At 63.6% G+C, this 21,455-nt stretch carries 21 protein-coding genes and 1 riboswitch; of the genes, 14 read left to right on the forward strand and 7 right to left on the reverse strand.

Annotated features, from left to right (window positions below; translation table 11 throughout):
* Positions 1-2: 2 nt before the first annotated feature.
* From CPI83_RS21645 to CPI83_RS21660, 3 genes are read left to right on the forward strand one after another with little or no spacing between them, the layout of a single operon-like run.
* Positions 3-1,415, forward strand: coding sequence for a hypothetical protein (locus CPI83_RS21645; RefSeq protein ID WP_097387688.1), 1,413 nt, complete (start codon positions 3-5; stop codon positions 1,413-1,415).
* Between the two features lie 13 nt (positions 1,416-1,428).
* Positions 1,429-2,841 carry a hypothetical protein gene (locus CPI83_RS21650; protein WP_097387689.1) on the forward strand — a complete coding sequence of 471 codons (1,413 nt, stop codon included), beginning with the start codon at positions 1,429-1,431 and terminating at the stop codon, positions 2,839-2,841.
* Positions 2,842-2,889: 48 nt separating this feature from the next.
* Positions 2,890-4,269, forward strand: coding sequence for a hypothetical protein (locus tag CPI83_RS21660; RefSeq protein WP_020906696.1), 1,380 nt, complete (start codon positions 2,890-2,892; stop codon positions 4,267-4,269).
* On the opposite strand, the gene CPI83_RS21665 is transcribed toward CPI83_RS21660, so the two are convergent.
* Positions 4,226-4,651: an NUDIX domain-containing protein gene (locus CPI83_RS21665; RefSeq protein WP_007730102.1), complete on the reverse strand. Its 426-nt coding sequence runs from the start codon at positions 4,649-4,651 to the stop codon at positions 4,226-4,228. The two genes, CPI83_RS21660 and CPI83_RS21665, sit on opposite strands and share 44 nt — an antisense overlap.
* Before the next feature lie 190 nt (positions 4,652-4,841).
* Between CPI83_RS21665 and CPI83_RS21670 the strand changes: the two genes are divergently transcribed.
* The 6 genes from CPI83_RS21670 to mnhG are packed head-to-tail and all read left to right on the forward strand — an operon-like array spanning position 4,842 to position 11,196.
* Positions 4,842-7,679, forward strand: a complete 2,838-nt coding sequence (locus CPI83_RS21670) for a Na+/H+ antiporter subunit A (protein ID WP_019744494.1) — start codon at positions 4,842-4,844, stop codon at positions 7,677-7,679.
* Positions 7,676-8,308, forward strand: a complete 633-nt coding sequence (locus CPI83_RS21675; RefSeq protein ID WP_019744495.1) for a Na(+)/H(+) antiporter subunit C — start codon at positions 7,676-7,678, stop codon at positions 8,306-8,308. Before CPI83_RS21670 ends, CPI83_RS21675 begins: the two co-directional genes overlap by 4 nt.
* Positions 8,305-10,020, forward strand: coding sequence for a Na+/H+ antiporter subunit D (locus CPI83_RS21680; RefSeq protein ID WP_019744496.1), 1,716 nt, complete (start codon positions 8,305-8,307; stop codon positions 10,018-10,020). Before CPI83_RS21675 ends, CPI83_RS21680 begins: the two co-directional genes overlap by 4 nt.
* Complete coding sequence (locus tag CPI83_RS21685) at positions 10,017-10,589, forward strand: Na+/H+ antiporter subunit E (protein ID WP_003945063.1); 573 nt, start codon at positions 10,017-10,019, stop codon at positions 10,587-10,589. The genes CPI83_RS21680 and CPI83_RS21685 overlap by 4 nt, the downstream gene beginning before the upstream one ends.
* Complete coding sequence (locus tag CPI83_RS21690) at positions 10,586-10,855, forward strand: monovalent cation/H+ antiporter complex subunit F (RefSeq protein ID WP_003945061.1); 270 nt, start codon at positions 10,586-10,588, stop codon at positions 10,853-10,855. Before CPI83_RS21685 ends, CPI83_RS21690 begins: the two co-directional genes overlap by 4 nt.
* Positions 10,855-11,196 (forward strand): monovalent cation/H(+) antiporter subunit G, encoded by a 342-nt coding sequence (gene mnhG, locus CPI83_RS21695; protein ID WP_085989592.1) that lies wholly within the window; start codon positions 10,855-10,857, stop codon positions 11,194-11,196. The genes CPI83_RS21690 and mnhG overlap by 1 nt, the downstream gene beginning before the upstream one ends.
* On the opposite strand, the gene CPI83_RS21700 is transcribed toward mnhG, so the two are convergent.
* The 5 genes from CPI83_RS21700 to CPI83_RS21720 form a co-directional block, all read right to left on the reverse strand.
* Positions 11,162-12,529 carry a phosphatase PAP2 family protein gene (locus tag CPI83_RS21700; protein WP_021333973.1) on the reverse strand — a complete coding sequence of 456 codons (1,368 nt, stop codon included), beginning with the start codon at positions 12,527-12,529 and terminating at the stop codon, positions 11,162-11,164. The genes mnhG and CPI83_RS21700 overlap by 35 nt on opposite strands.
* A gap of 105 nt (positions 12,530-12,634) precedes the next feature.
* Positions 12,635-13,759, reverse strand: coding sequence for a glutamate--cysteine ligase (locus CPI83_RS21705; protein ID WP_003945034.1), 1,125 nt, complete (start codon positions 13,757-13,759; stop codon positions 12,635-12,637).
* 90 nt (positions 13,760-13,849) lie between these two features.
* Positions 13,850-14,551, reverse strand: coding sequence for a superoxide dismutase family protein (locus tag CPI83_RS21710; protein ID WP_097387690.1), 702 nt, complete (start codon positions 14,549-14,551; stop codon positions 13,850-13,852).
* A 95-nt stretch (positions 14,552-14,646) separates the two neighbouring features.
* Positions 14,647-15,243, reverse strand: coding sequence for a LytR C-terminal domain-containing protein (locus tag CPI83_RS21715; RefSeq protein ID WP_097387691.1), 597 nt, complete (start codon positions 15,241-15,243; stop codon positions 14,647-14,649).
* Positions 15,244-15,296: 53 nt separating this feature from the next.
* The gene (locus CPI83_RS21720; protein ID WP_007730120.1) at positions 15,297-15,647 is read right to left on the reverse strand and encodes a DUF3263 domain-containing protein; all 351 of its coding nucleotides are present in this window, start codon (positions 15,645-15,647) and stop codon (positions 15,297-15,299) included.
* A gap of 244 nt (positions 15,648-15,891) precedes the next feature.
* On the opposite strand from CPI83_RS21720, the gene CPI83_RS21725 reads away from it, so the two are divergent.
* Genes CPI83_RS21725 through CPI83_RS21735 form a run of 3 tightly spaced genes read left to right on the forward strand, consistent with a single transcriptional unit; the run spans position 15,892 to position 18,260 of the window.
* A complete protein-coding gene (locus CPI83_RS21725) occupies positions 15,892-16,491 on the forward strand; it encodes a peptide deformylase (protein ID WP_019744501.1) in 600 nt (199 codons plus the stop codon).
* Positions 16,492-16,531: 40 nt separating this feature from the next.
* Positions 16,532-17,443, forward strand: a complete 912-nt coding sequence (locus tag CPI83_RS21730) for a GNAT family N-acetyltransferase (RefSeq protein ID WP_097387692.1) — start codon at positions 16,532-16,534, stop codon at positions 17,441-17,443.
* Positions 17,444-17,459: 16 nt separating this feature from the next.
* The gene (locus CPI83_RS21735; RefSeq protein ID WP_019744503.1) at positions 17,460-18,260 is read left to right on the forward strand and encodes an exodeoxyribonuclease III; all 801 of its coding nucleotides are present in this window, start codon (positions 17,460-17,462) and stop codon (positions 18,258-18,260) included.
* Between the two features lie 44 nt (positions 18,261-18,304).
* Here CPI83_RS21735 and CPI83_RS21740 read toward each other — a convergent pair whose 3' ends face one another.
* Positions 18,305-18,736 (reverse strand): GNAT family N-acetyltransferase, encoded by a 432-nt coding sequence (locus tag CPI83_RS21740; RefSeq protein ID WP_223257849.1) that lies wholly within the window; start codon positions 18,734-18,736, stop codon positions 18,305-18,307.
* A 149-nt stretch (positions 18,737-18,885) separates the two neighbouring features.
* Positions 18,886-18,994, forward strand: a riboswitch (TPP riboswitch).
* Between CPI83_RS21740 and thiC the strand changes: the two genes are divergently transcribed.
* Positions 18,985-20,616, forward strand: a complete 1,632-nt coding sequence (gene thiC / locus CPI83_RS21745; protein ID WP_097388227.1) for a phosphomethylpyrimidine synthase ThiC — start codon at positions 18,985-18,987, stop codon at positions 20,614-20,616. It overlaps the preceding riboswitch by 10 nt.
* Entirely contained in the window at positions 20,613-21,455 is an 843-nt protein-coding gene (gene thiD, locus CPI83_RS21750) for a bifunctional hydroxymethylpyrimidine kinase/phosphomethylpyrimidine kinase (RefSeq protein ID WP_003945044.1), read from the forward strand. Before thiC ends, thiD begins: the two co-directional genes overlap by 4 nt.

The raw sequence follows: 21,455 nt of genomic DNA on the forward strand, positions 1-21,455 counted from the left end.
CGATGCCACTCGACCTTCGAGCGATCCTCACCACCGTCGCTGCACTCCTGTCCGGGATACTCGCGGCGCTGGCCCTGACCAATCCCGTTCTTCGCGACTGGGCCATCGTGGCCTCCCCGTCGGAAGTAGATCGCTGGATCAGCAGCGGACCGACTGCTGTCGGCCTCGGCGCCGTGATCGCCGTGCTTGCCTGCGCCATCTCACAGCGTCGCGGGTCCCGTCGGGCGGCGTGGATCGCGATCGCCGTCGGCGTCGCCGTCATCGCGATCGTTCGGGCAGTCGTACCCGAAGTTGCGTCACTGGACCTGCTGATCGCATTGATCATCGTCAAAAGTGTTGCAGCCGGCACCATTCTGGGCTGCGTGGTTGCCGTCAGTTGGGACCGCACTGCCACGAAGAACGCGACACTCCTCGGCGTGCTCGCCACCTTCCTCGCGATCCGCACGTTCGCCGGTGGGACAGCCAGGATGACGACTTCTTCGGTGGGCGAGCCGTCGTGGTGGCTGATCGGCGCCACGGCCGCAGCAGCAATCGCCTGTGCAGTGACCGCGCAAGCCGGCTTCCGGATTCGCAAGCCGGACTCGGGTGAAATCCGCATCGCTCTCGTGGTGATCACCGCGCTGGCGATCGGGCATCGAGTGCTCGGCGCCGTGATCGACCGCCAGCAATACGCGTCCGAGGCGACCGCCTGGATCGTCATGGTTTTGGCGGCAGGCGCTGCGCTCGCCTTGACGTGGATCGCCGCTTACCGCCTCGGCGACGCCTCCGGTGCTGGTGGCAAGTTCCTCTGGGCGGCAACCGCACTGGCCGCTGCGTCGGCCCCGCTCTTCGTCGACATCGCGAAGGGTTCCGGCCACTGGGGAGACCTGAAGTCCCCTTGGGTACTGGTGCTTTTCGCGGCCCTGCCGGTTGCCGTCGGATTGAGACTGCACAAGCAGGTGCCAAACCTAGTGCCCATCGCCGTTCTCGTTGCGGTTCCACTGTCGGAACTACTGCCCTTCGACTCCGCGCACGGCGTCTGGTCAATCGCGCTGAAGATCGCCGCGCTGGGCCTCGCCGCCGGTTTACTGTTCGGTTCCCTTGCTCCCGGCAGCCTGGTCGACGCCACACTCGGACTCGCCATTCCCTTTGCCGCGATGACCTTCTCGTCGATCGCCATTCTCACCGATCAGCTCTCTTTCCCACCGATGATGACGTCGATATACATCCAAGGCCAGCTCGACATCGATGCGGTCTCTCCCCACGGCGACGGAGGATTATTCGAACGCGGCATCGGAATCACCGTCGACTACGTCACCGCTCAGACTGTCGGCACTGCAATCCTCTTCGCCCTGATCATCGGCTTCTGTGGTGCGGCGATCCTTCGACGATCCCACCCACCCGTCGAGGTATCGGAACCCACCGAGACCGCCTGATCGGGACAGACCGATGACCATCGACCTCCGGTCATGGACCGGCGCCCTCGCAGCCTTTCTCTCGGGAATCCTTGCCGCCCTGGCGCTGACGAACCCAGCGCGAATGAGATGGCCTGTTACCGAGCCGCAGTCGAAGATCGACCAATGGATCAGCAGCCAATCCACCAGCGTCGTGGTGGGCGCCATCGTCGCCGTAGGGGCCTGCGCGTATCTCCAGCACCGCGGTTCTCGCAGGCGTGCGTGGGCGTTTGTGTACTCGGGCGTCGTCGTGTTGATTCTGATCAGATTCCTCGTCGCCGAAGAAGTCGGTCTTGATCTGCTGAGCGTTCTGGGTTTCGCCAAAACCATTGCAGCCGGACTCATCCTGGGCGGCGCTGTCGCCGCATCGTGGGACAGCCGCCTCGGACGCAACCTGCTGATCATTGGCGTGGTGTCGACGTGGTTGGCCGCGCAATCGTCCACCGGCGATTTGATACCCGTCAGCACGTCGTCCATCGGCGAACCTGCCTGGGCACTTCTGTTGCTGACCCTGATCTGCGCAGTGGCGTGCGCAGTGACAGACGACTCCGAATTGCGGATCAGCGAAAGCGAACCGGGCGTCGCCGCAGCCGCTCTGGCAGTTGTCACCGGCCTCGCCCTCACCCAACGGATTCTGAGTTCGGTCGTCGACCGGCAAGAGAACCCACCGACGTTTTCGGGTTGGCTGGTCATGGTCGCGTCCACCGTCGCCGTCCTCACCCTGACCTGGTTCTGCGTGAGGAGACTGGACACAACTTCAGGCAGTGGCGGATTCCTTTGGGCTGCAACCGCTGTTGGAGCCGCCGCCACGACGGTGTTCGCGGATCTGACCGACCGCTTCTTTCTCGACGGTGACCGAACCTCGCCGTTGGTGATCGCTGCCCTCGCGATCATCGCGGTCGTCTTCGGATTGTCGCGTTCCCGACACCGAGATCGCACGATCGCAGGCCTGGCACTGCTGGCCGCGATCCCATTGTCGGAGTGGATCTTCGACGGCGAACACGAACTGGCTCTGTTGCTCCGCATTGTCGCGCTGGGCGTCGGGTCGGGATTGCTGCTCGGATCCGTTCTGCCCTCGAATCCCGTCATCGGGGCGCTGGGGTTGACGATTCCTTTCACTGCCCTGGTCTTCATGTCGATCGGGCAGCACGAGATCGAGACAGTGTCGTCAACGTACGTCCGGCACGATCCGCCCTCGACGTACGTCGAGTACAACTCTGAATTGCGAGCCTACGTCGACGCGAGCGAGCCCGACGCAGCCTTCCGGGCCGAGGCCGCGACCATTGCCTACGCGTACGAGGCGCCGCCACGCTCCGACGGCGCGGCACTCCTGATGTGTGTAGTCGTCGTCGCCACCGGGATCGCGCTCCGCCGCCGCAGCCCCGTTGACACACCGTCACCGGACTGAGACCTCCTATTGCGGTGCAACTGGTACCGGATTGACTATTTTGGAGCAGTGCCCATCGCCCGCAGGACGCTGCTCGTCGCACTGAGTGGTGTGACGGCATTCGTCGTCACCGTCGTCGCTTTGGCACCGTTCGTGAACAGCCAGTCGACGTCGATTTCGACGGGCGACCGATTCTGGTCCATCTCGACCATCGGCGCCGGCGTCTTGGCTGTCGTCGCGGTCGGTACAGCCGCGATGATGGCCCGTTGCCGATTGCGGACCGCGGCCATGACGGTCTTCGGCGGCCTCCTCCTCGAACTGCCCGGGCTCTACGATCACAACTTCGAGGCACTCTCGCCCGTCGGTGCGGGAGTCGCTGTCGGCGCGGTCACGGTTGCCGCCGCTCCTCGGGTTCGAGCTGCCTCGGTCGCGGGAACGATTGTGGCTGTGCATGTCTCGGATTCACTCCTGGACGAAGACGCAATTCCTCGGCGGTACGCGGACTACATCGCCGACAACACCAACCAGTTTCAACCACCGGTGTTGGGGGCAACACTGCTCGCGCTCGCTTTGGCCGCCGCCTGCGTCGCCGCGTTCTGGTTCCACGATTTCGACAAGGACCACCCCAAGGAACGGATGGCCGTTCGGCCGGTGACTATCGCGGCGGTGCTCACTCTCTTCGGGGTCGCGGCAAATTGGTGGTTCGAGATCACCACCGTCACCGCGGCCGTACCCCTTCTACTCGTCGCGCTCGTAATCACGGTGATCTGCGCGCGGGTGCTGGGCGACGGCGGTCGAATCCTGCTGATGTGTACCGCCGCCGTCGCAACTCTGGCGGCGGTGTCGGCGAACCGTCCTGCAACCGAAGCCATGGAATGGTCGAAAACCCCCGCCTCGACCGCCGTCGTGATCGGCGTCGTCATCGTCGCCGCGGCAGCAATCGGCGCGATCGCTCCCTCGCGGGTCGTCGGCTACGGATTGCTCCTGACGGTGACGGTCGCCGGGATCGTCAGCTACGCCACGTCGCCGTCGCCGAAGATCGGTGACGTTCTCACGATCAGCGATCTTCTTGTCGCCTTCACCTCTGCGGTCGTCACGTACGCGATCGCCAGCGCGATGTACCGAGAGCCACCGCGGACCGGAGCGTCACGAGCCCTCGTCGGACTCGGTGTCATCTTCGGCCCGACGGCGCTGGCCCTGCTCGTCTATCCGCAGTTCGACTACGGATGGACCGCGTACACGCCGCTCGACGAGAACAAGCCCTTCAACGGCATCACGACGGTCGGCCCGTTCGAAATCTCGACCGACATCCTGATACTCGACGCCGTGGCACTGATCATCGTGGCCGTCTGCGCCTATGCAAGTCTGCGCTTGGGGCGAGTCAATCGATCCGTACCTCCGCCGATCAGTCGATCAGATCCATCGACGCCAGGCGATGGAACACTTTGAGTGATCCCGGCGCCACCTCGTCCATCGCTGCGTACTCGGCGAGCGTGAAGTAGCGGAACTCGGCGATCTCGCTGGTCGGGTGCGGGTCTCCGGCCATCTCCGCCAGATAACAACTCATGTGCAGGCCCGTGTCCGCGGAATGTCCGAAAGCGTGAGCCTCGAAAACGTCGAGGAACGTCACCGTCCCGTCGACCAGATCGACGTCGAGTTCCTCCCGAATTTCGCGGTGCAGTGCCTGCTCGGGCGTCTCACCCGGGTCGATCTTTCCGCCGGCCATGTAGAACGCGGTCTTGCCCACGGAGCGGGTCTGGATCAGCTTGCGGTCACGAATGTGCGCAAGGGCGGCGGTACGGATGATCGTGGTGGGAGTCGACGAATTCACGTCGTCCAACTTACGTGTATCAGCGAGTGCCGATGATGTCCGAATCGACTCGCTGCACATCGAAACTGCCACGCCCGGTAATATGTACGCAAAGACAACCTCTCCGACAAGGTGAATTGTCTCGTTAATCCGATAGGTTCGATTTTGTTCGGACACCCCGCCGCCCGCTGACAACACGACGGAGTGCCTTTTGCTCGCTATCTTGCTTGCCCATGCCGTTGCCGCCCTCTTGGCTCCGCTTGTGGTGCGCAGGTTAGGGCGAAACGGCTTCTTCCCCCTCGCGATAGTCCCCCTCGCCAGCCTCGGCTGGGTCATCGACAAATGGGGCACCGTCGAGACGCTGCACATCACCTGGGTTCCCGGCCTGTCGATGGACATCGACTTCAGGTTCGACGCGCTTTCCGCCATCATGGCCGTGCTCGTCCTGGGCGTCGGCACGCTGATCCTGATCTACTGCGCCCGCTACTTCAACGACGACGAACCTCGACTCGGCATCTTCGCCGCCGAGATGGTCGCCTTCGCGGGTGCCATGTTCGGACTCGTGACCAGCGACAACATGCTGCTTCTCTACGTGTTCTGGGAACTGACGACGGTCTTGTCGTTCCTGCTCGTGGGTCACTACGCCGAACGCGCCACCAGTCGCCGCGCCGCGACCCAGGCACTGCTGGTCACCACCGCCGGTGGTCTGGCGATGTTGGTCGGCATGATCATCCTCGGCCAGGTCGGCGGCAGCTACAACCTGTCCGAACTGGTCGCGAACCCGCCGACGGGGTGGCTCCCGTCCGTCGCGATCGTCTTGATCCTGATCGGTGCGCTCTCCAAATCGGCAATCGTGCCCCTGCACTTCTGGCTGCCAGGTGCGATGGCCGCGCCCACCCCTGTCAGCGGTTATCTTCACGCGGCAGCAATGGTCAAGGCCGGTATCTACCTCGTCGCTCGCCTGGCTCCCGGGTACGCCGATTCGCCGCCGTGGCGCATCACCATCATCAGTTTGGGTCTGCTGTCGATGATCCTCGCCGGTTGGCGAGCCATGCGCGCTTACGACCTCAAACTCGTCCTCGCCTTCGGAACCGTCAGCCAACTCGGCTTCATGATGGTCCTGGTCGGCATCGGCACGCGTGACGCCGCCCTGGCCGGCATGACGATGGTCGTGGCGCACGCGATGTTCAAGGCCGCACTCTTCATGGTCGTTGGCATCATCGATCACACCACCGGCACCCGTGACCTGCGCAAACTTGCTCACCTGGGTAAAGCGGCACCCGCTCTCGCGATCATCGCGAGCCTCGCTGCCGCCAGCATGGCCGGTCTACCACCGCTACTCGGATTCGTCGGCAAGGAAGCCGCACTCGAATCAGTTCTCGAAACGAACGCGCTCGGCCACTGGTCGTCGATCGCCGTCGTCACGGTGATCGTGTTGGGCTCGATCCTGACCGTCGGCTACAGCGTCCGGTTCATCTGGGGAGCCTTCGGGCGCAAGACCTTGAGCAAGCCGAGTCCGGCCGTGAGCAAGATGCACAAGCCGGGTTGGCTGTTCCTGTTCGCGCCCGGCCTACTCGCGGTTCTCGGTCTGGCCGCCGGCATTCTCTCGCCCCAACTCGAGAAGCTGCTGACGCCGTACTCGACCACACTGGCCCCCGGACCGCACGCCGATTACCACCTCGCGCTGTGGCACGGATTCAACACTCCGCTGCTGCTCACCTGCATCGTCATCGCCGGCGGCATCGCGCTCTACATCGCGCAGCGTCAGATCAGCCGCCTGCACTTCGAGCACCCGCCGCTCGGCAACGCCGACCGCATCTACGACGCGACCCTGCGCGGCATGGACACCATCTCGATGCGCCTGACCGGTGCCACTCAGCGTGGTTCGCTCCCCCGCACGCAGTCGACGATTCTTGCGACGCTGGTCGTGGTGCCACTGTTCCTGCTGATCATCGACACCGATGGCGGCGGAGTCGACCTTCGGATGTGGGATTCACCCATCCAGTTCACTATCGCGCTGATGATGATTTCGGCCGCCATCGCCGCGACGCTGATGCGCAACCGACTCGCCAGCGTCATCCTCGTCGGACTCACCGGCTACGGCTGTGGCGTGTTGTTCGCGCTGCACGGCGCACCCGACCTCGCGCTGACCCAGTTCCTCGTCGAAACCTTGACCCTCGTGATCTTCGTGCTGGTACTGCGGAAGTTCCCCGCAGAGGTCGACGAGAGCAAGGCAATCGGCTTCAAGTGGCCGCGTGCCGCACTCGCCGTCGCCGTCGGTATCACCGTCACCACCATCGCGGCTTTCGCGACCAATGCGAGAAACACTCGTCCGATCTACGAACTGCTTCCCGACGCGGCCTACGACCTGGGCAACGGCAAGAACGTCGTCAACGTCCTACTCGTCGACATCCGCGCATGGGACACGCTCGGTGAGATCTCGGTCCTGCTGGTCGCGGCAACCGGCGTCGCCAGCCTCGTGTTCCGCAACCGCCGCTTCGGTATCGCGCCGCGAGTCGCGGACGCCCCCTCCGTCATCGTCGACAAGGCAGCGGCCAACTCGGACACGACGTGGTTGCGCGGCGGAGACCTCATCGATCCTCGACACCGTTCGCTGGTTCTCGAGGTCACCACGAGGTTGATCTTCCCGACCATCATGGTGTTGTCGATCTACTTCTTCTTCTCCGGTCACAATGCCCCCGGCGGCGGTTTCGCCGGAGGCCTGACGGCGGGCCTCGCCCTCGTGCTGCGTTACCTCGCCGGTGGCCGCTACGAACTCGGTGAAGCCGTACCCATCGACGCGGGCAAGATTCTCGGCCTCGGTTTGGCACTGGCCGCGGGCACCGCCCTGGTGTCTCTGTTCCTCGGCGCCCCGGCACTCTCGTCCGCCGTCTTCGAGTTCACGCTCCCGCTCATCGGCCATGTCAAACTGGTCACCGCACTGTTCTTCGACCTGGGCGTCTACCTCATCGTGGTCGGCCTGGTCCTGGACGTACTCCGAAGTCTCGGCGCCCGCCTCGACGCAGAAATCGAGGTGAAAGCACCATGAGCGCAAATATCGGAATGCTGATCCTGATCGGCGTCCTCACGTCGGCCGGTGTCTACCTGCTGATCGAACGAAGCATCACCCGGATGCTCCTCGGACTGCTCCTGTTCGGCAACGCCATCAACCTCTTGATCCTGACCGTAGGTGGATCGGACGGGAATCCGCCCATCGTCGGCCGAGATTCCGTCCACGAGGAGATAGCGGATCCGCTCGCCCAGGGCATGATCCTGACGGCCATCGTGATCACGATGGGTATCGCCGGCTTCGTTCTGGCACTGGCATACCGGTCTTACAAGATCAACACCGCCGACGCCGTCGAGGACGATCCCGAGGACACCAAGATCCTCAAGCGTCGCCTGCCTGCCGACGCTCCCGACCACGACCGCTCCGACGACCCGGTCACCGGTGCCCCGAGCATCGGCGGCGACGCATTCGACAAGGACGGAAACCCTATTCCCCTCGAACAACTGGTCAACCTCGAGGACATCGAATGCTACGACGACCTCCACGACGGCGACTTCGAGGACGAACCGGTACCCGACTGGGCCACCGACCTTGCTCGTAAGAAGGAATCCGAGAAGCGGCGCAAAGACGCTCGCCAGACCAAGATCGAGGGAGGTGGCGGCGCATGACCATCTCGGACAACCTGATGGGAGCCCTTGCGCCCCTGCCCGTCCTGATCCCGATGCTGGCCGCAGCTGCGACGCTGGTTGTCGGCCGACGTCCGCGTTTCCAGCGTGTCATCACACTGATCGCGCTCATCGGCGTCGTCGCGGTGTCTGGCTTGCTGCTCTACCTCGCCGACCGCGACGGTACGACGGCCGTTCAGGTCGGCGGCTGGGACTCCCCCATCGGCATCACACTCGTCGTCGACCGTCTCTCGGCGATGATGCTCGTGGTCTCGTCGGTGGTGTTGCTCGCCGTCATGATCTACGCGATCGGTCAGGGTATTCGCGACGGTAGCGAGGCCCAGCCGGTCTCGATCTTCCTGCCGACCTATCTCGCATTGACCGCCGGTATCTCGAACGCGTTCCTCGCCGGTGACCTCTTCAACCTGTACGTCGGATTCGAGGTTCTGCTCGCCGCGAGTTTCGTGCTCCTGACGCTCGGTGCCAGCGCCGACCGCGTTCGGGCCGGTGTCTCGTACGTGATGGTCTCGATGGTGTCTTCGCTGATCTTCCTGGCGGGCATCGCCTTCGCCTATGCGGCGACCGGCACCCTCAACATGGCCGACATGGCCCTGCGCTTCGACAACATTCCGCCGGGCACACGAACCGCCATCTTCGCTGTCCTGCTGGTGGCGTTCGGCATCAAGGCTGCGGTCTTCCCGCTGTCGGCGTGGCTACCGGACTCGTATCCGACCGCGCCCGCACCGATCACCGCCGTCTTCGCCGGGTTGCTCACCAAGGTCGGTGTGTACGCGATCATCCGCGCGCACTCGTTGCTGTTCCCGCAAGGAGAACTCGACAACGTACTGATGGTGTGCGGTCTGCTCACGATGGTGGTCGGCATCATGGGTGCCATCGCGCAGAGCGACATCAAACGTCTGCTCTCGTTCACACTGGTCAGCCATATCGGTTACATGATCTTCGGTATCGCACTGTCCACGACGTCCGGGCTGTCCGGCGCGATCTACTACGTCGCCCACCACATCATCGTGCAGACGACTCTCTTCCTCGTCGTGGGTCTGATCGAACGACAAGCCGGGTCGTCGTCGCTGCGCCGACTCGGCGGTCTGGCGGCCGCCAGCCCGATCCTCGCGATCGTCTTCCTGATCCCGGCACTGAATCTCGGTGGTATCCCGCCGTTCTCGGGCTTCATCGGCAAGGTCGCGCTCCTGCAGGCCGGTGCGGCCGACGCCAGCGCGCTGGCCTGGATCCTCGTCGCCGGCGGCACGATCACCAGCTTGCTGACGCTCTACGCCGTCGCCCGCGTGTGGACCAAGGCCTTCTGGCGAGCCCGCGCCGACGCGCCCGAAGGTGACCTCGCCGACGTCAGCCCGTCAGCACTGATCGACGAGTCCGAAGAGGACATCGCGTTCGTCGACCGCGAGGACGTCGGCAAGATTCCGGTCTTCATGCTGATTCCGACGGTCGGACTCGTCATCGTCGGCCTGGCACTGACGGTGTTCGCAGGCCGGATCATCGACATCAGCGACAGAGCGGCGAAGGATCTGCAAGACCGGTCCATCTACATCGACGCGGTTCTCGGCAACCACCGACCCGTGCCGGTCGACGAAGCTCCCGTCGCTGCAGACGACCCTGCTGTAGCTCCCAGTACCGATGCCCCGAACAGCGATGTCCCGAACACCGACGCCCCGAACACCGAGGAGGCTCCGCGATGAAACGCGAACAGGTACTCCGCGTCGGGATCCTGCTGTGGCTGATGGTCGTATGGATCCTGTTGTGGGGCAACATCAGTTTCGGCAACATCTTCGGCGGACTCGCCGTCGGCCTGATCATCATGGTCCTGCTTCCCCTCCCTCGCGTACCGGTCGAGGGTCGGGTACATCTGTTGTCGATTCTGCGCCTGCTGTGGATGATCGTGTACTACGCGATCCAGTCGAGTATCCAGGTCGCGTGGCTGGCGATCCGTCCGTCGCCGCCGCCGGTCACCGGAGTTCTGCGGTACCAACTCGGGATCAAGTCCGACCTGGTTCTCACGCTGTGCATCGACGTACTGAACCTGATCCCGGGCACCATGGTTCTCGAGATCGACCAGAACCGGCGCATCGTCTACGTCCACGTGCTCGACGTCGGATCGCAGAAAGCCGTCAGCGCGTTCTACCGCTCGGTGGAGGATCTCGAGCGGTTGTTCATCGCGTCGTTCGAACGTGATTCGGACTGGCAACCCAGCCCATGGCACCAGCGCGACTACGAATTCGATGCACCCCGGCAGGAGGACCAACCATGAACGGGTTCATCACCACGATCTTGATCATTTCCGGAGTGATTCTGCTGATCGCCGCCGTACTGACCACGTTCCGATTGCTCGACGGTCCGAGCTCACTCGACCGCCTCGTCGCTCTGGACACGATCATCGCGGTCTCGATGTGTGGACTCGCCGTCTGGGCCGCGTACAGCAAAGACACCACGATCGTTCCCGCGATCGTGGCGCTGGCACTGGTCGGCTTCATCGGTTCCGTGTCCGTCGCGCGCTTCCGGGTGAGTGACCAGTGATCGGCAACATCCTCGACACGATCGGGGCCATCTCCATCTTCCTCGGCGCGCTGCTCGCGCTGACCGCCGCGGTGGGAATCGTTCGCTTCCCCGACACCCTGCGTCGTATGCACGCGGCCACGAAACCTCAGGTGGTCGGACTGATCCTGGTGCTGATGGGCGCCGTGTTCCTGCTTCGTGGGAGCGTCGACATCTGGATGTTGGTCCTGGTGGGCATCTTCACGCTGCTGACCGCGCCCGTGATCGCGCACAGCGTCGGCCGAGTCGCCTACCGCGAACAGCGCGAAGAGGACGACCTCATGAAGATCAACGAGCTGGAAGACCCGGACTCTCTCCTGTAGCGGCATCCCACTCGCCGTCGCGCTCGCCCCACACCGCAAGTGCAGTGCCGGGGCGGGCGAAGAAGGTGGCGAAGTACGCGACCGACATGAGAACCAGGACAGCCATCAGCAGCGGCCCGAAGATCGCCGGGTACTCGGCCATCTGCACCGCAGCGAACCGGTACGAGAGCAACAACCCCGCGAGTAGTGCCGAGCCACCGATCAACAGACGCACTCGGAACCACCCCCAGCCTCGCTCCGGATCCCGTAGCGCCGCATCGAGGGTCAAGCACAGGACGGCACCGGCAATGAGGTCGACGCCGTAGTGGAATCCGAAGCCGAGCGTCGCGGTCAGGGTCGCAACGAGCCAGAACGATCCCAGGCTGCGAATCCACCACGGTCCGCTGCGCGAGTGGATGAACAATGCGACCGCCCACGCGGTGTGCAGGCTCGGCATGCAGTTTCGCGGTGCGGCGTCGTCGAACGGCAGCGACGACGGTGATGCGAAGTCGAAGTTGGGCACGATGTTCGGCCAGTAGTCACCGATCTGGAATCCGAACCCACGCGGACCGAAGGCGAACACCGGGCCGACCACCGGGAACAGGACGTAGAAGATCGGGCCGATCAGCCCGATGAGCAGGAACGTGCGCAGCAGGTGATGCGACGGCCATCCCTTACGTACTTGATAGAGAGCAACCACGATCACCGCGACCGGCAGTTCGACGTAGATCCAGTCGAGGGCTGCTGCACCGACGGGGCCCATGGCGTCGACGATCTGGCCCATAACCCACGACGGATTCCCGAGAGCCTGGTCGGCGAGGAACACGTACTCGTCCCACACGTCGGTGCCGACAAGAATGGTGATCTCCAGCCACGTCTCGGCAACCTTGGCGGCGATGATGAGCAACGCGCCGAGAGCGACGCCGTGCAGAACGCTGAGTCGACGCTCGCCGGACAACTTCCACACCGCGTACACCGCGATGGCCGTCAGCACCCAGGTGCCGCCGGTGCCCATAGTCAGCGGTCCACCCGAGAACCAACGGATCGCGCCAACGACCACGTCGATGACAACGGCCGCGGATACCGCGTAGATGCGTTCTTTGTTGTTCAGTCCAACCAGCGCGAGAGCGAGACCCACCCAGGGCATGGTCGCCGAGCGAGGAACGAGGAAGTAGTCACCGAACAGGCTTTCCACCGGACCGAGATAGCCCTTGTACGACGCGAACGCCTGCACACCCAGGACCAGCACGGTCAATGCTGCTGTGCCGATCAGAAGGAGTCGATGAGAACTCGACCACGAACGATCCGACTGTCCGGGTACGCCCCCTCGTTGGGACCAACTGTCTATCAACACCGGACAATAGTAAACGCCGTGTGAACCGAATATGGACGCAGACTGGACAATCGGTCTGTATGCCCGTATTTCGACCCTACGAAACCATCGGCAACACGGAGTGCTCTAAGTACCCAACTCCGCGACCAATGCGTCGACTACCGCAACCAGATCGCCGCCCGTCGCTTCCGCGACACGGCGTTGACGCTGGTAGGAGGCACCGCGACGGGGAATGTCCGCCACCGACGCCAACTCGTCCGCGCAGCCGAGTGAGACCGCAATCGGCGCCAAGTCGTCGAGCAGGCGATCCAGATCGTCAGTGACGAGGCACTCGTTTGCGTCGGAGTCGAGGATGATCTCGGCGTCCAGTCCGTATCTCGCTGCGCGCCACTTGTTTTCCTTGACGTGCCACGGCTGCATGTTCGGCAGAGTCTCACCGGCACTCAGTCTGCGGTCCAGATCGACGATGAGGCAGTGGACCAGAGCAACGAGAGCACCCAGTTCAGCGCGTGTCGAGACGCCGTCGAACACCCGGACCTCGATGGTTCCCCACTTCGGCGCGGGACGGATGTCCCAGTGCATGCCACCGATCTTGGTGATCACACCGGTCTTCATCTGGTCGTCGATGAACGACTCGTATTCGGCCCAGTTCTCGAACTGGTACGGAAGGCCCGCGGTGGGCAGCTGCTGGAACATCAACGCGCGATTGGACGCATAGCCGGTGTCCACACCGGCCCACATCGGCGAGGACGCCGACAGCGCCAACAGGTGCGGATAGCGCTGCAGCAGTGCGTTGATGATCGGGAAAACGCGATCCGCGGACGAGACACCCACATGAACGTGCACGCCCCAGATCAGCATCTGCCGACCCCACCACTGCGTGCGTTCGATGAGTTCGTCGTAGTCGGGTGTCCGGGTGACCAGCTGCGTCGACCATTGCGCGAACGGGTGCGTGCCCGCGCTGATGAGGTCGACGCCGAGCGGATTCGCAGCGCGGCGAAGCAGATCCAGTGACCTGTCGAGATCACTCATCGCCTCGCCGACCGTCGAGTGAATACCCGTGACGAGTTCGACGGTATTTCGCAGTAGTTCCTTGGTGATGTGCGGGGTTTCCGAGCCGGCAAGCTCTTCGACCGCCGAAAACACCTCGGCTGCTGTGTTGGAGAGATCTCTGGTCTTGCGATCGACCAGCGCGATCTCCCACTCCACGCCCAGCGTCGGGCGCGGCGAACCTGGAAATGGAACTACCACGCAGAGAATCCAATCACAGTGTCGGTAAAAACACCGTGCTGGCTACTGCGTGGTAGTCGCCGGAAGTGATGCAAAACTCAGGTGAGTTTGTCAGCTCTTGGTGATGACACCGCAAGCAACGCGTCCGCCGGCGTCACCGGTGTCGAGCGTCTGCTGATCCGGTGCCGGCGCGTAACGCGTCGGGATGTTGCCGAAGTTGTCCGCACCGGCGTGGATCATGACGGATGTTCCACCGTTTGCGACCAGTTCGTCGACGGTGAACGCGTCGGTCGTGGTGACCAGCGTGGCGGTGCCGTCTTCGAGGACCTGAACCGAAGTGAGGTCACCGCTCGCCGGGTGGCCCGTGTGACCCTCGGCCTGGAAGTGTCCGCCTGCCGAGAGGAAGTTACCCGGCTCTCCGCCGCTGGGGGCTACGGAATTGGTCTCGCACTTGGCGACCTGGTGAACGTGGAATCCGTGGAAGCCGGGGGTCAGGCCCTTGGCGTCGAGGGTGACCTTGACGTCGCTACCTTCCTGCGCGAACGTCACCGTTCCGACCTTGGCGCCGTCGGTGCCGTTCAGCGTTGCGGTGACAGTCTCGGCAGAAACGCCGGCGTGAGCCGTCTCGGAACCGTGGCCGCCCGCGCTTTCGTGCGCGCTGGGATCGGCTGCACCGGTCCACACCGGAGGAGTCGTGCCGGGGACGCTGCTGGGCTCTTCGCTGTTACTGCAAGCGGTCAAGCCGAAAGCGGCAATCGCGACTACAGGGGCAACGACGCGCCAGGACATACGCCGGGTGCTGCTGGGGGCCATCGAACCGCTCCTTTGAGGTGGCGAGAAAGTGCTTCTGATCATAACGGCGCGTGTAGTAGCTGGAACCGACGGGTCAGTTCCACCTTCACGACCGGTCAGTTGGAGGTCACGATCACGATCACGCCAGGTGACGCGTTCGCGATGCCGGCGAATCGAGGTTCTGCGGTGACTCCGAGTTCAGCTGCGATCTTCTGCGCCGCTGCCTTCTCCGCCGCGGACGATCCGTAGTACACCGTCGTCGTACTGACGGTGCCCTCGCTGTAGTTACCCGTCTCCTCGACGTTCCAACCTGCAGCCGTCAATTCCTCGGCAGTGCCTGCTGCCAGACCCGAGACGGTGCTGTTGTTGAGAACTCGAACGCTGATATTCGACGTGTCGACGCCGCTCGCGGAGCTGGAAGTCGTGGTCGTCGAAGATCCAGAGGGACGCGACGTAGTGGTGGTATCGCCCGAAGCGGGTTGCGTCGTCGCTGCCGGCTTGGAAGTGGCAGGTGCCGGCGCGGGGGCGCTCGTCGTGGCAGACGCCGAGGATTCGGTCTGCTCTGCTGCGGTGTTCTCGTCGCCCGATCCACCGTCGCTCGATCCACCCAGTGAGGCTGCTCCGAGACCGATGAACACGATCGCCAACGCGATCAACACCATGGCGATTGCGCGAAGCGGAGGTCCGGACGGCTGCTCTTTCGGGGTACTCACGATGTCGACCTTATCGCCAGTGTGTGGACTGCCCGATCATATGTACGCGTGATTCAGGTGACCTCGAAGCCGAGGCGACGGGCGGCCCTGGCCTTCTGACGGCTGGCACGCAGACGACGCAGGCGCTTGACCAGCATGGGATCAGCCGCCAAGGATTCGGGGCGATCGACCAAGGCATTGAGAACCTGGTAGTAGCGGGTTGCCGACATGTCGAACAACTCCTTGATGGCTTCTTCCTTCGCACCGGCGTACTTCCACCACTGGCGCTCGAAGGAGAGGATGTCGTGCTCCCGGCGGGTGAGGCCGTCTTCGCCCACCTCGTGCATGCCTGCTGTATCTACTACCGAATCGTCGGCGCCAGTGCCTTCGGACTGGTTCCGACTACGCGCGGTTGCGCCGTCCATGTCACTCCTCGACTGCTGTGCTCGGCGTCAGCGAGACTCGTATGCCCGGTGTTCTTTTCCGACCGATATTCTCGCGGCCGTGAGTTTCCCGGTCCCCTGGCCCGAAGGTAACTCACAATTTCCCCCGCGGCCCACGTTCCGACCGAGCAACGAATTACATCGCTGTTCTTCAGCAACCATTGAACCATGATCGAGTGTGCGGGCCGTGATAACTACGCGGGCGCGCCGCACTATCCTTGTCCGCATGGCTATCCTCCCCATCCGAATCGTCGGCGACCCGGTACTGCACAAGGCGACAGAGCCGGTCACTCAGTCCCCGGCCGAGATCGCCGAACTGATCGCAGACATGTACGAGACGATGGACGCCGCCAACGGCGTCGGTCTGGCGGCCAATCAGGTCGGCGTTTCACTCCGAGTCTTCGTCTACGACTGCCCCGGTGACGACCGCAGCAGCGAGCGTCGTCGCGGCGTCGTCGTGAACCCGGTACTCGAGACGTCCGAAATCCCCCAGACGATGCCCGACCCGGAAGAAGACTTCGAGGGTTGCCTTTCCGTTCCCGGCGAGCAGTTCCCGACGGGCCGCGCCGATTGGGCGAAGGTCACCGGCACCGACGCCGACGGCAACCCGATCGAGGTCGAGGGCACCGGATTCTTCGCACGGATGCTCCAGCACGAGACCGGGCATCTCGACGGTTTCCTCTACACGGACGTGCTGATCGGCCGCAACGCGCGCGCCGCCAAGAAGATCATCAAGCGTTCCGGTTGGGGCAAGCCCGGTCTGACCTGGACGCCGGGCACCGTCGACGATCCGTTCGGTCACGACGACGACGATTACGAAGACTGAGAATTTCGCTCTGAACGGCAACATTTCGATCGGTAGCCGGGTGGTTTTGCGATACAAGCTCCCACCCGGCTATTCGCATCCCATGACCGACGTCATCGGCATCCTCGAGGGTGCCGATCCCATCGCCGTCCGCAGCGGCGACGGTCGGCTGGTCCAGGTCTCCGCCGATCAGGTGATTGCACTCAAGACTCTCTCGGCCCGTCCGATTCGCATCGGCGAGATTCGAAACCTCGAAACGGCTGCTGCGGCGGCGTGGCCGGGGGTCGAGCAGGCGTGGATCGACGGTTGGTTGCTGCGCGCCGGTCACGGCTTCACCGGCCGCGCCAATTCGGCTTTGCCGCTCGGTGGTGCGGGGACGGTTGCCGGCTTCGACGCGAGCACCATCGAGCGGATACGCCAGTGGTTCGGTGACCGCGGCCTGCCGACCCTGCTGCTCCTCCCCGATCGACTCGGCACCGCTCCGGACGGGTGGACCAGCGAGAAGGAAACCATCGTGATGGCCGCCGATCTGGGCAGTGTCACGCTGCCGCTCGGTCCTCCGGTCACCTCGTTCGCCGACCGCCCCGACCACAACTGGCTGTCGACGTACGACGCCCACGGAGATCCGGCGTACGTCGAGGCGGTCCTCACGGCTGTCGTGGGCAGTGCAACTTTCGGCGCGATCGGAAACACCGACACGACGCTTGCCATCGGGCGCGCTGCGCTCACCGAGGCACCCGATGGCAAGCGCTGGGTAGGACTGACCGGCATTCACGTCGCCCCTGAACACCGTCGTCACGGAATCGGGTCGCTGATCTGCGGAGATCTACTCTCCTGGGGTCTCCAGAACGGTGCGACGCACGCGTACCTCCAGGTTTCGGCGGAGAACTCCGCGGCGATCGCGCTCTACGAGCGGCTCGGATTCGTCGAACACCACCGCTACCGATACGCCACCGATCCTGTCGGCGGCTGACGCTAGGCTTGCCCTCGTGCGCATCGCTACTTGGAACGTCAACTCCGTCCGTGCCCGTACCGACAGGATCATCGACTGGCTCGGTCGATCCGACGTCGACGTCCTGGCAATGCAGGAAACCAAGTGCAAGGACGAGCAGTTTCCGTACGAACGCTTCAAGGAAATCGGCTACGAGGTCGCCCACGTCGGGTTGAGCCAGTGGAACGGTGTCGCCATCGCTTCCCGCGTCGGCTTGGACGACGTGCAGATCGGATTCGAGGATCAGCCCGGGTTCGACAAGGATCCCGAGGCAGACCCGGTCCGTGAGGCCCGTGCGATCGGTGCCACCTGTGGTGGTGTGCGGGTGTGGAGCCTGTACGTCCCCAACGGCCGTGAGCTGGAAGACCCGCATTACGCCTACAAGCTGGATTGGCTGGCCAAACTGCGCGACGACGCGGAGGGCTGGCTCAAGCAGGATCCCGACGCGCAGATCGCCCTGGTCGGTGACTGGAACGTCGCTCCTACGGACGACGACGTGTGGGATCCCGCTTTCTTCGAGGGCAAGACCCACACGTCGGAGCCGGAACGAGCTGCGTTCACCGCCTTCGCCGAGTCCGGGTTCGCGGACGTCGTTCGCCCGTACACCCCCGGCCCCGGTGTGTACACGTACTGGGACTACACGCAGCTTCGCTTCCCGAAGAAGCAGGGCATGCGAATCGACTTCATCCTCGGCTCTCCGGCATTCGCAGCGCGCGTCGAGGCGGCCGAGATCGATCGAAACGAGCGAAAAGGCAAGGGCGCCAGCGATCACGCTCCGGTGATCGTGAATCTCGGGTAGTTGTAAAGCTCGGAGCCTGATCGTCTGTTTGCAACCTCCGGCGGCTAGTCCTCGACGAGCAGTTCCAGATACTCGGGATGCTCGCCGAGGTACCGCTGAACATAGGTGCACACAGGCCGCACCGACCATTCACGTTCACGGGCGCAGTCCATCGCGAACTGCACGAGTACGGCTGCCAGTCCCTGCCCGCCGTACTCCTCCTTGACGACGGTATGCATGTACGCAACCACGTCGCCCGCTTCGGCTCCGCTCCCCGAAATCTCGTCCTCGTCGCGGTATCCGAGGATGCCGACCAACTCGTCGTCGGAGAGCAGTTCGAATCGTTCGTGCGACGGATTGTCCACGAGCGTGACTTCCGGTGAGGTTCCGGTTCTCGAGTTTTCGATGTCGTTCATTGCGGCGACCTCCACGGCACGATCTGCAACTGCGCGATCTGCGACTGCTGCGTTCGCACGCTCTCCATAACTGTGATCCATGCCACTCATAGAATCAGCTACCGACGACGCTGTCCCGGGTTCGACCAATTTTTGCACCGCGAACGACTCCACCGCAATCGCAGTGAAACGCTTTTTCGGGGTTGAGATAGAGTCGCCCGGTGCCGCTGTGACAGCGGGCACAAATTTCATACAACCACCACGGGGGCTCGCACCAGCGGGCTGAGAGGACGGCTAGGGCCGTCGACCGGATGAACCTGACCGGATAATGCCGGCGTAGGGAGCGCACCATGCAGGAGAAGTCTGTCCGTACGGCTGTTCACGCGACTGTCCACACCGCTGTGACAACCGGCCCGATCGAGGGCAGTAGCAAGCATTACGTCGAATCGGATTCTCTCCGGATCCCACTTCGACGCGTCACTCTCACCAATGGTGAGCATCTGGACCTGTACGACACGTCAGGTCCTTACACCGACACGGACGCCGACATCGACCTCGATGCAGGGCTCCCGACGACCAGGGACACCTGGGAACGCCCGGAAAGCAATCGGACGCAATTGGAATGCGCCCGAGACGGTGCGATCACCCCGGAGATGCGCTATTGCGCTGCACGCGAGGGCGTTTCAGCCGAACTGGTGCGTTCCGAGGTGGCTCGCGGGCGGGCGGTAATTCCCGCGAACCATCGCCACGGCGAGCTGGAGCCGATGATCATCGGCAAGAAGTTCGCCGTCAAGATCAACGCGAATATCGGGAACTCGGCCGTAACCTCCTCTGTTGCAGAGGAAGTCGAAAAGATGGTGTGGGCGATCCGCTGGGGCGCCGACACCATCATGGACCTGTCCACCGGCAAGGACATCCACCTGACCCGTGAATGGATTCTGCGCAACTCACCCGTACCGGTCGGCACGGTACCGATCTACCAGGCACTCGAGAAAGTCAACGGAGATCCCACTGCTCTGACATGGGAAATCTACCGCGACACGGTAATCGAGCAGTGCGAGCAGGGCGTCGACTACATGACCGTGCATGCCGGTGTAAGAATCGGTTACATCGCTCTGACTGCTGGTCGCGTCACGGGAATCGTCTCGCGCGGCGGCGCGATCATGGCCGCGTGGTGCATGCACCACAGGCAGGAATCGTTCCTCTACACCCACTTCGACGAACTGTGCGAGATCTTGCGCCGATACGACGTCACGTTCTCCCTCGGTGACGGGCTTCGACCGGGATCGATCGCCGACGCCAACGACGCCGCCCAATTCGCGGAGCTTCGCACTCTGGGAGAACTCACGAAGATTGCGAAATCCGCAGGAGTCCAGGTCATGATCGAGGGCCCCGGACACGTTCCCATGGACAAGATCGAGGAAAACGTCCGCCTGGAAGAAGAGCTCTGCGACGAGGCACCGTTCTACACCCTCGGACCGCTCGCTACCGATATCGCGCCGGCGTACGACCACATCACCTCCGCCATCGGTGCGGCGATGATCGCACGGGCGGGAACGGCGATGCTCTGTTACGTCACACCCAAGGAACACCTCGGCCTGCCCAACCGAGACGACGTGAAAACCGGTGTGATCACCTACAAGATCGCTGCCCATGCAGCAGACCTGGCAAAAGGGCACCCGAATGCACAGGCCCGCGACGACGCACTGTCCAAGGCGCGCTTCGAATTTCGCTGGTTGGACCAGTTCGCTTTGTCACTCGACCCGGACACCGCCAGGGAGTTCCACGACGAGACACTACCGGCCGAGCCCGCCAAGACCGCACATTTCTGCTCGATGTGCGGGCCGAAGTTCTGCTCGATGCGGATCTCGGCGGACGTACGTCAGTACGCGGAAATCCTGGAAGCGGAAATCCCGGAAACCGAGTCCATCCGGACCGAGCTGCCGTTTCCCCAGGTCCGGTCGGTAGGCTCGTCGTCGTGAAGCTGCTGCCCCTGACCCCCGCCGGACAGACCCCGATTCGGGCATTGACCATCGCCGGAACCGACTCCGGCGGCGGAGCCGGCATTCAAGCCGATTCCCGCACGATGGCGATGTGCGGAGTACACGCCTGTGTGGCCGTCGCCGCTGTGACGGTCCAGAATTCGGTGGGCGTCAGCGGATTCCACGAGATCCCGCCGGAGATCGTCGCCGACCAGGTGCGCGTCGTGGTCTCGGACATCGGCGTCGGCGCAGCGAAGACGGGAATGCTGGCCTCGACAACGATCATCGAAGCGGTAGCCGCAGTTGCCGCCGAGGTGGGGATCGGCCGCGACCGACCGATTCCGCTGGTGGTCGACCCCGTGTGCGCGTCGATGCACGGCGATCCACTGTTGCACGAAGAAGCTCTCGACGCGGTCCGCAACACCTTGATTCCGGCTGCCACGGTGGTCACTCCGAACCTCGACGAGGTTCGGTTGATCACCGGCATCGAGGTCGTCGACGACAAGAGCGCCCGCCAAGCGGCAGAAGCGTTGCATGCGCTCGGCGCTCAATGGTCCATCGTCAAGGGCGGCCACCTTCGTACTTCGGAGTTGTCCACCGATCTGTTGTTCGACGGCGACCGTTTCCTCGAATTCAGCAGTGCCCGGATCGACACCGGCAACGATCACGGCGGCGGAGACACGCTGGCCGCTGCGATCACTTGCGCTCTCGCACATGGCTATTCCGTTCCGGACGCGGTGGCGTTCGGCAAAGAGTGGGTGACCAAGTGTCTCGAGGCGTCGTACGACCTCGGCGCGGGACATGGTCCGGTGTCCCCGCTCTGGCGGCTCCAGGTCTAG

This window comes from Rhodococcus sp. H-CA8f, from assembly GCF_002501585.1.
GTDB classification, from domain to species: domain Bacteria; phylum Actinomycetota; class Actinomycetes; order Mycobacteriales; family Mycobacteriaceae; genus Rhodococcus_F; species Rhodococcus_F erythropolis.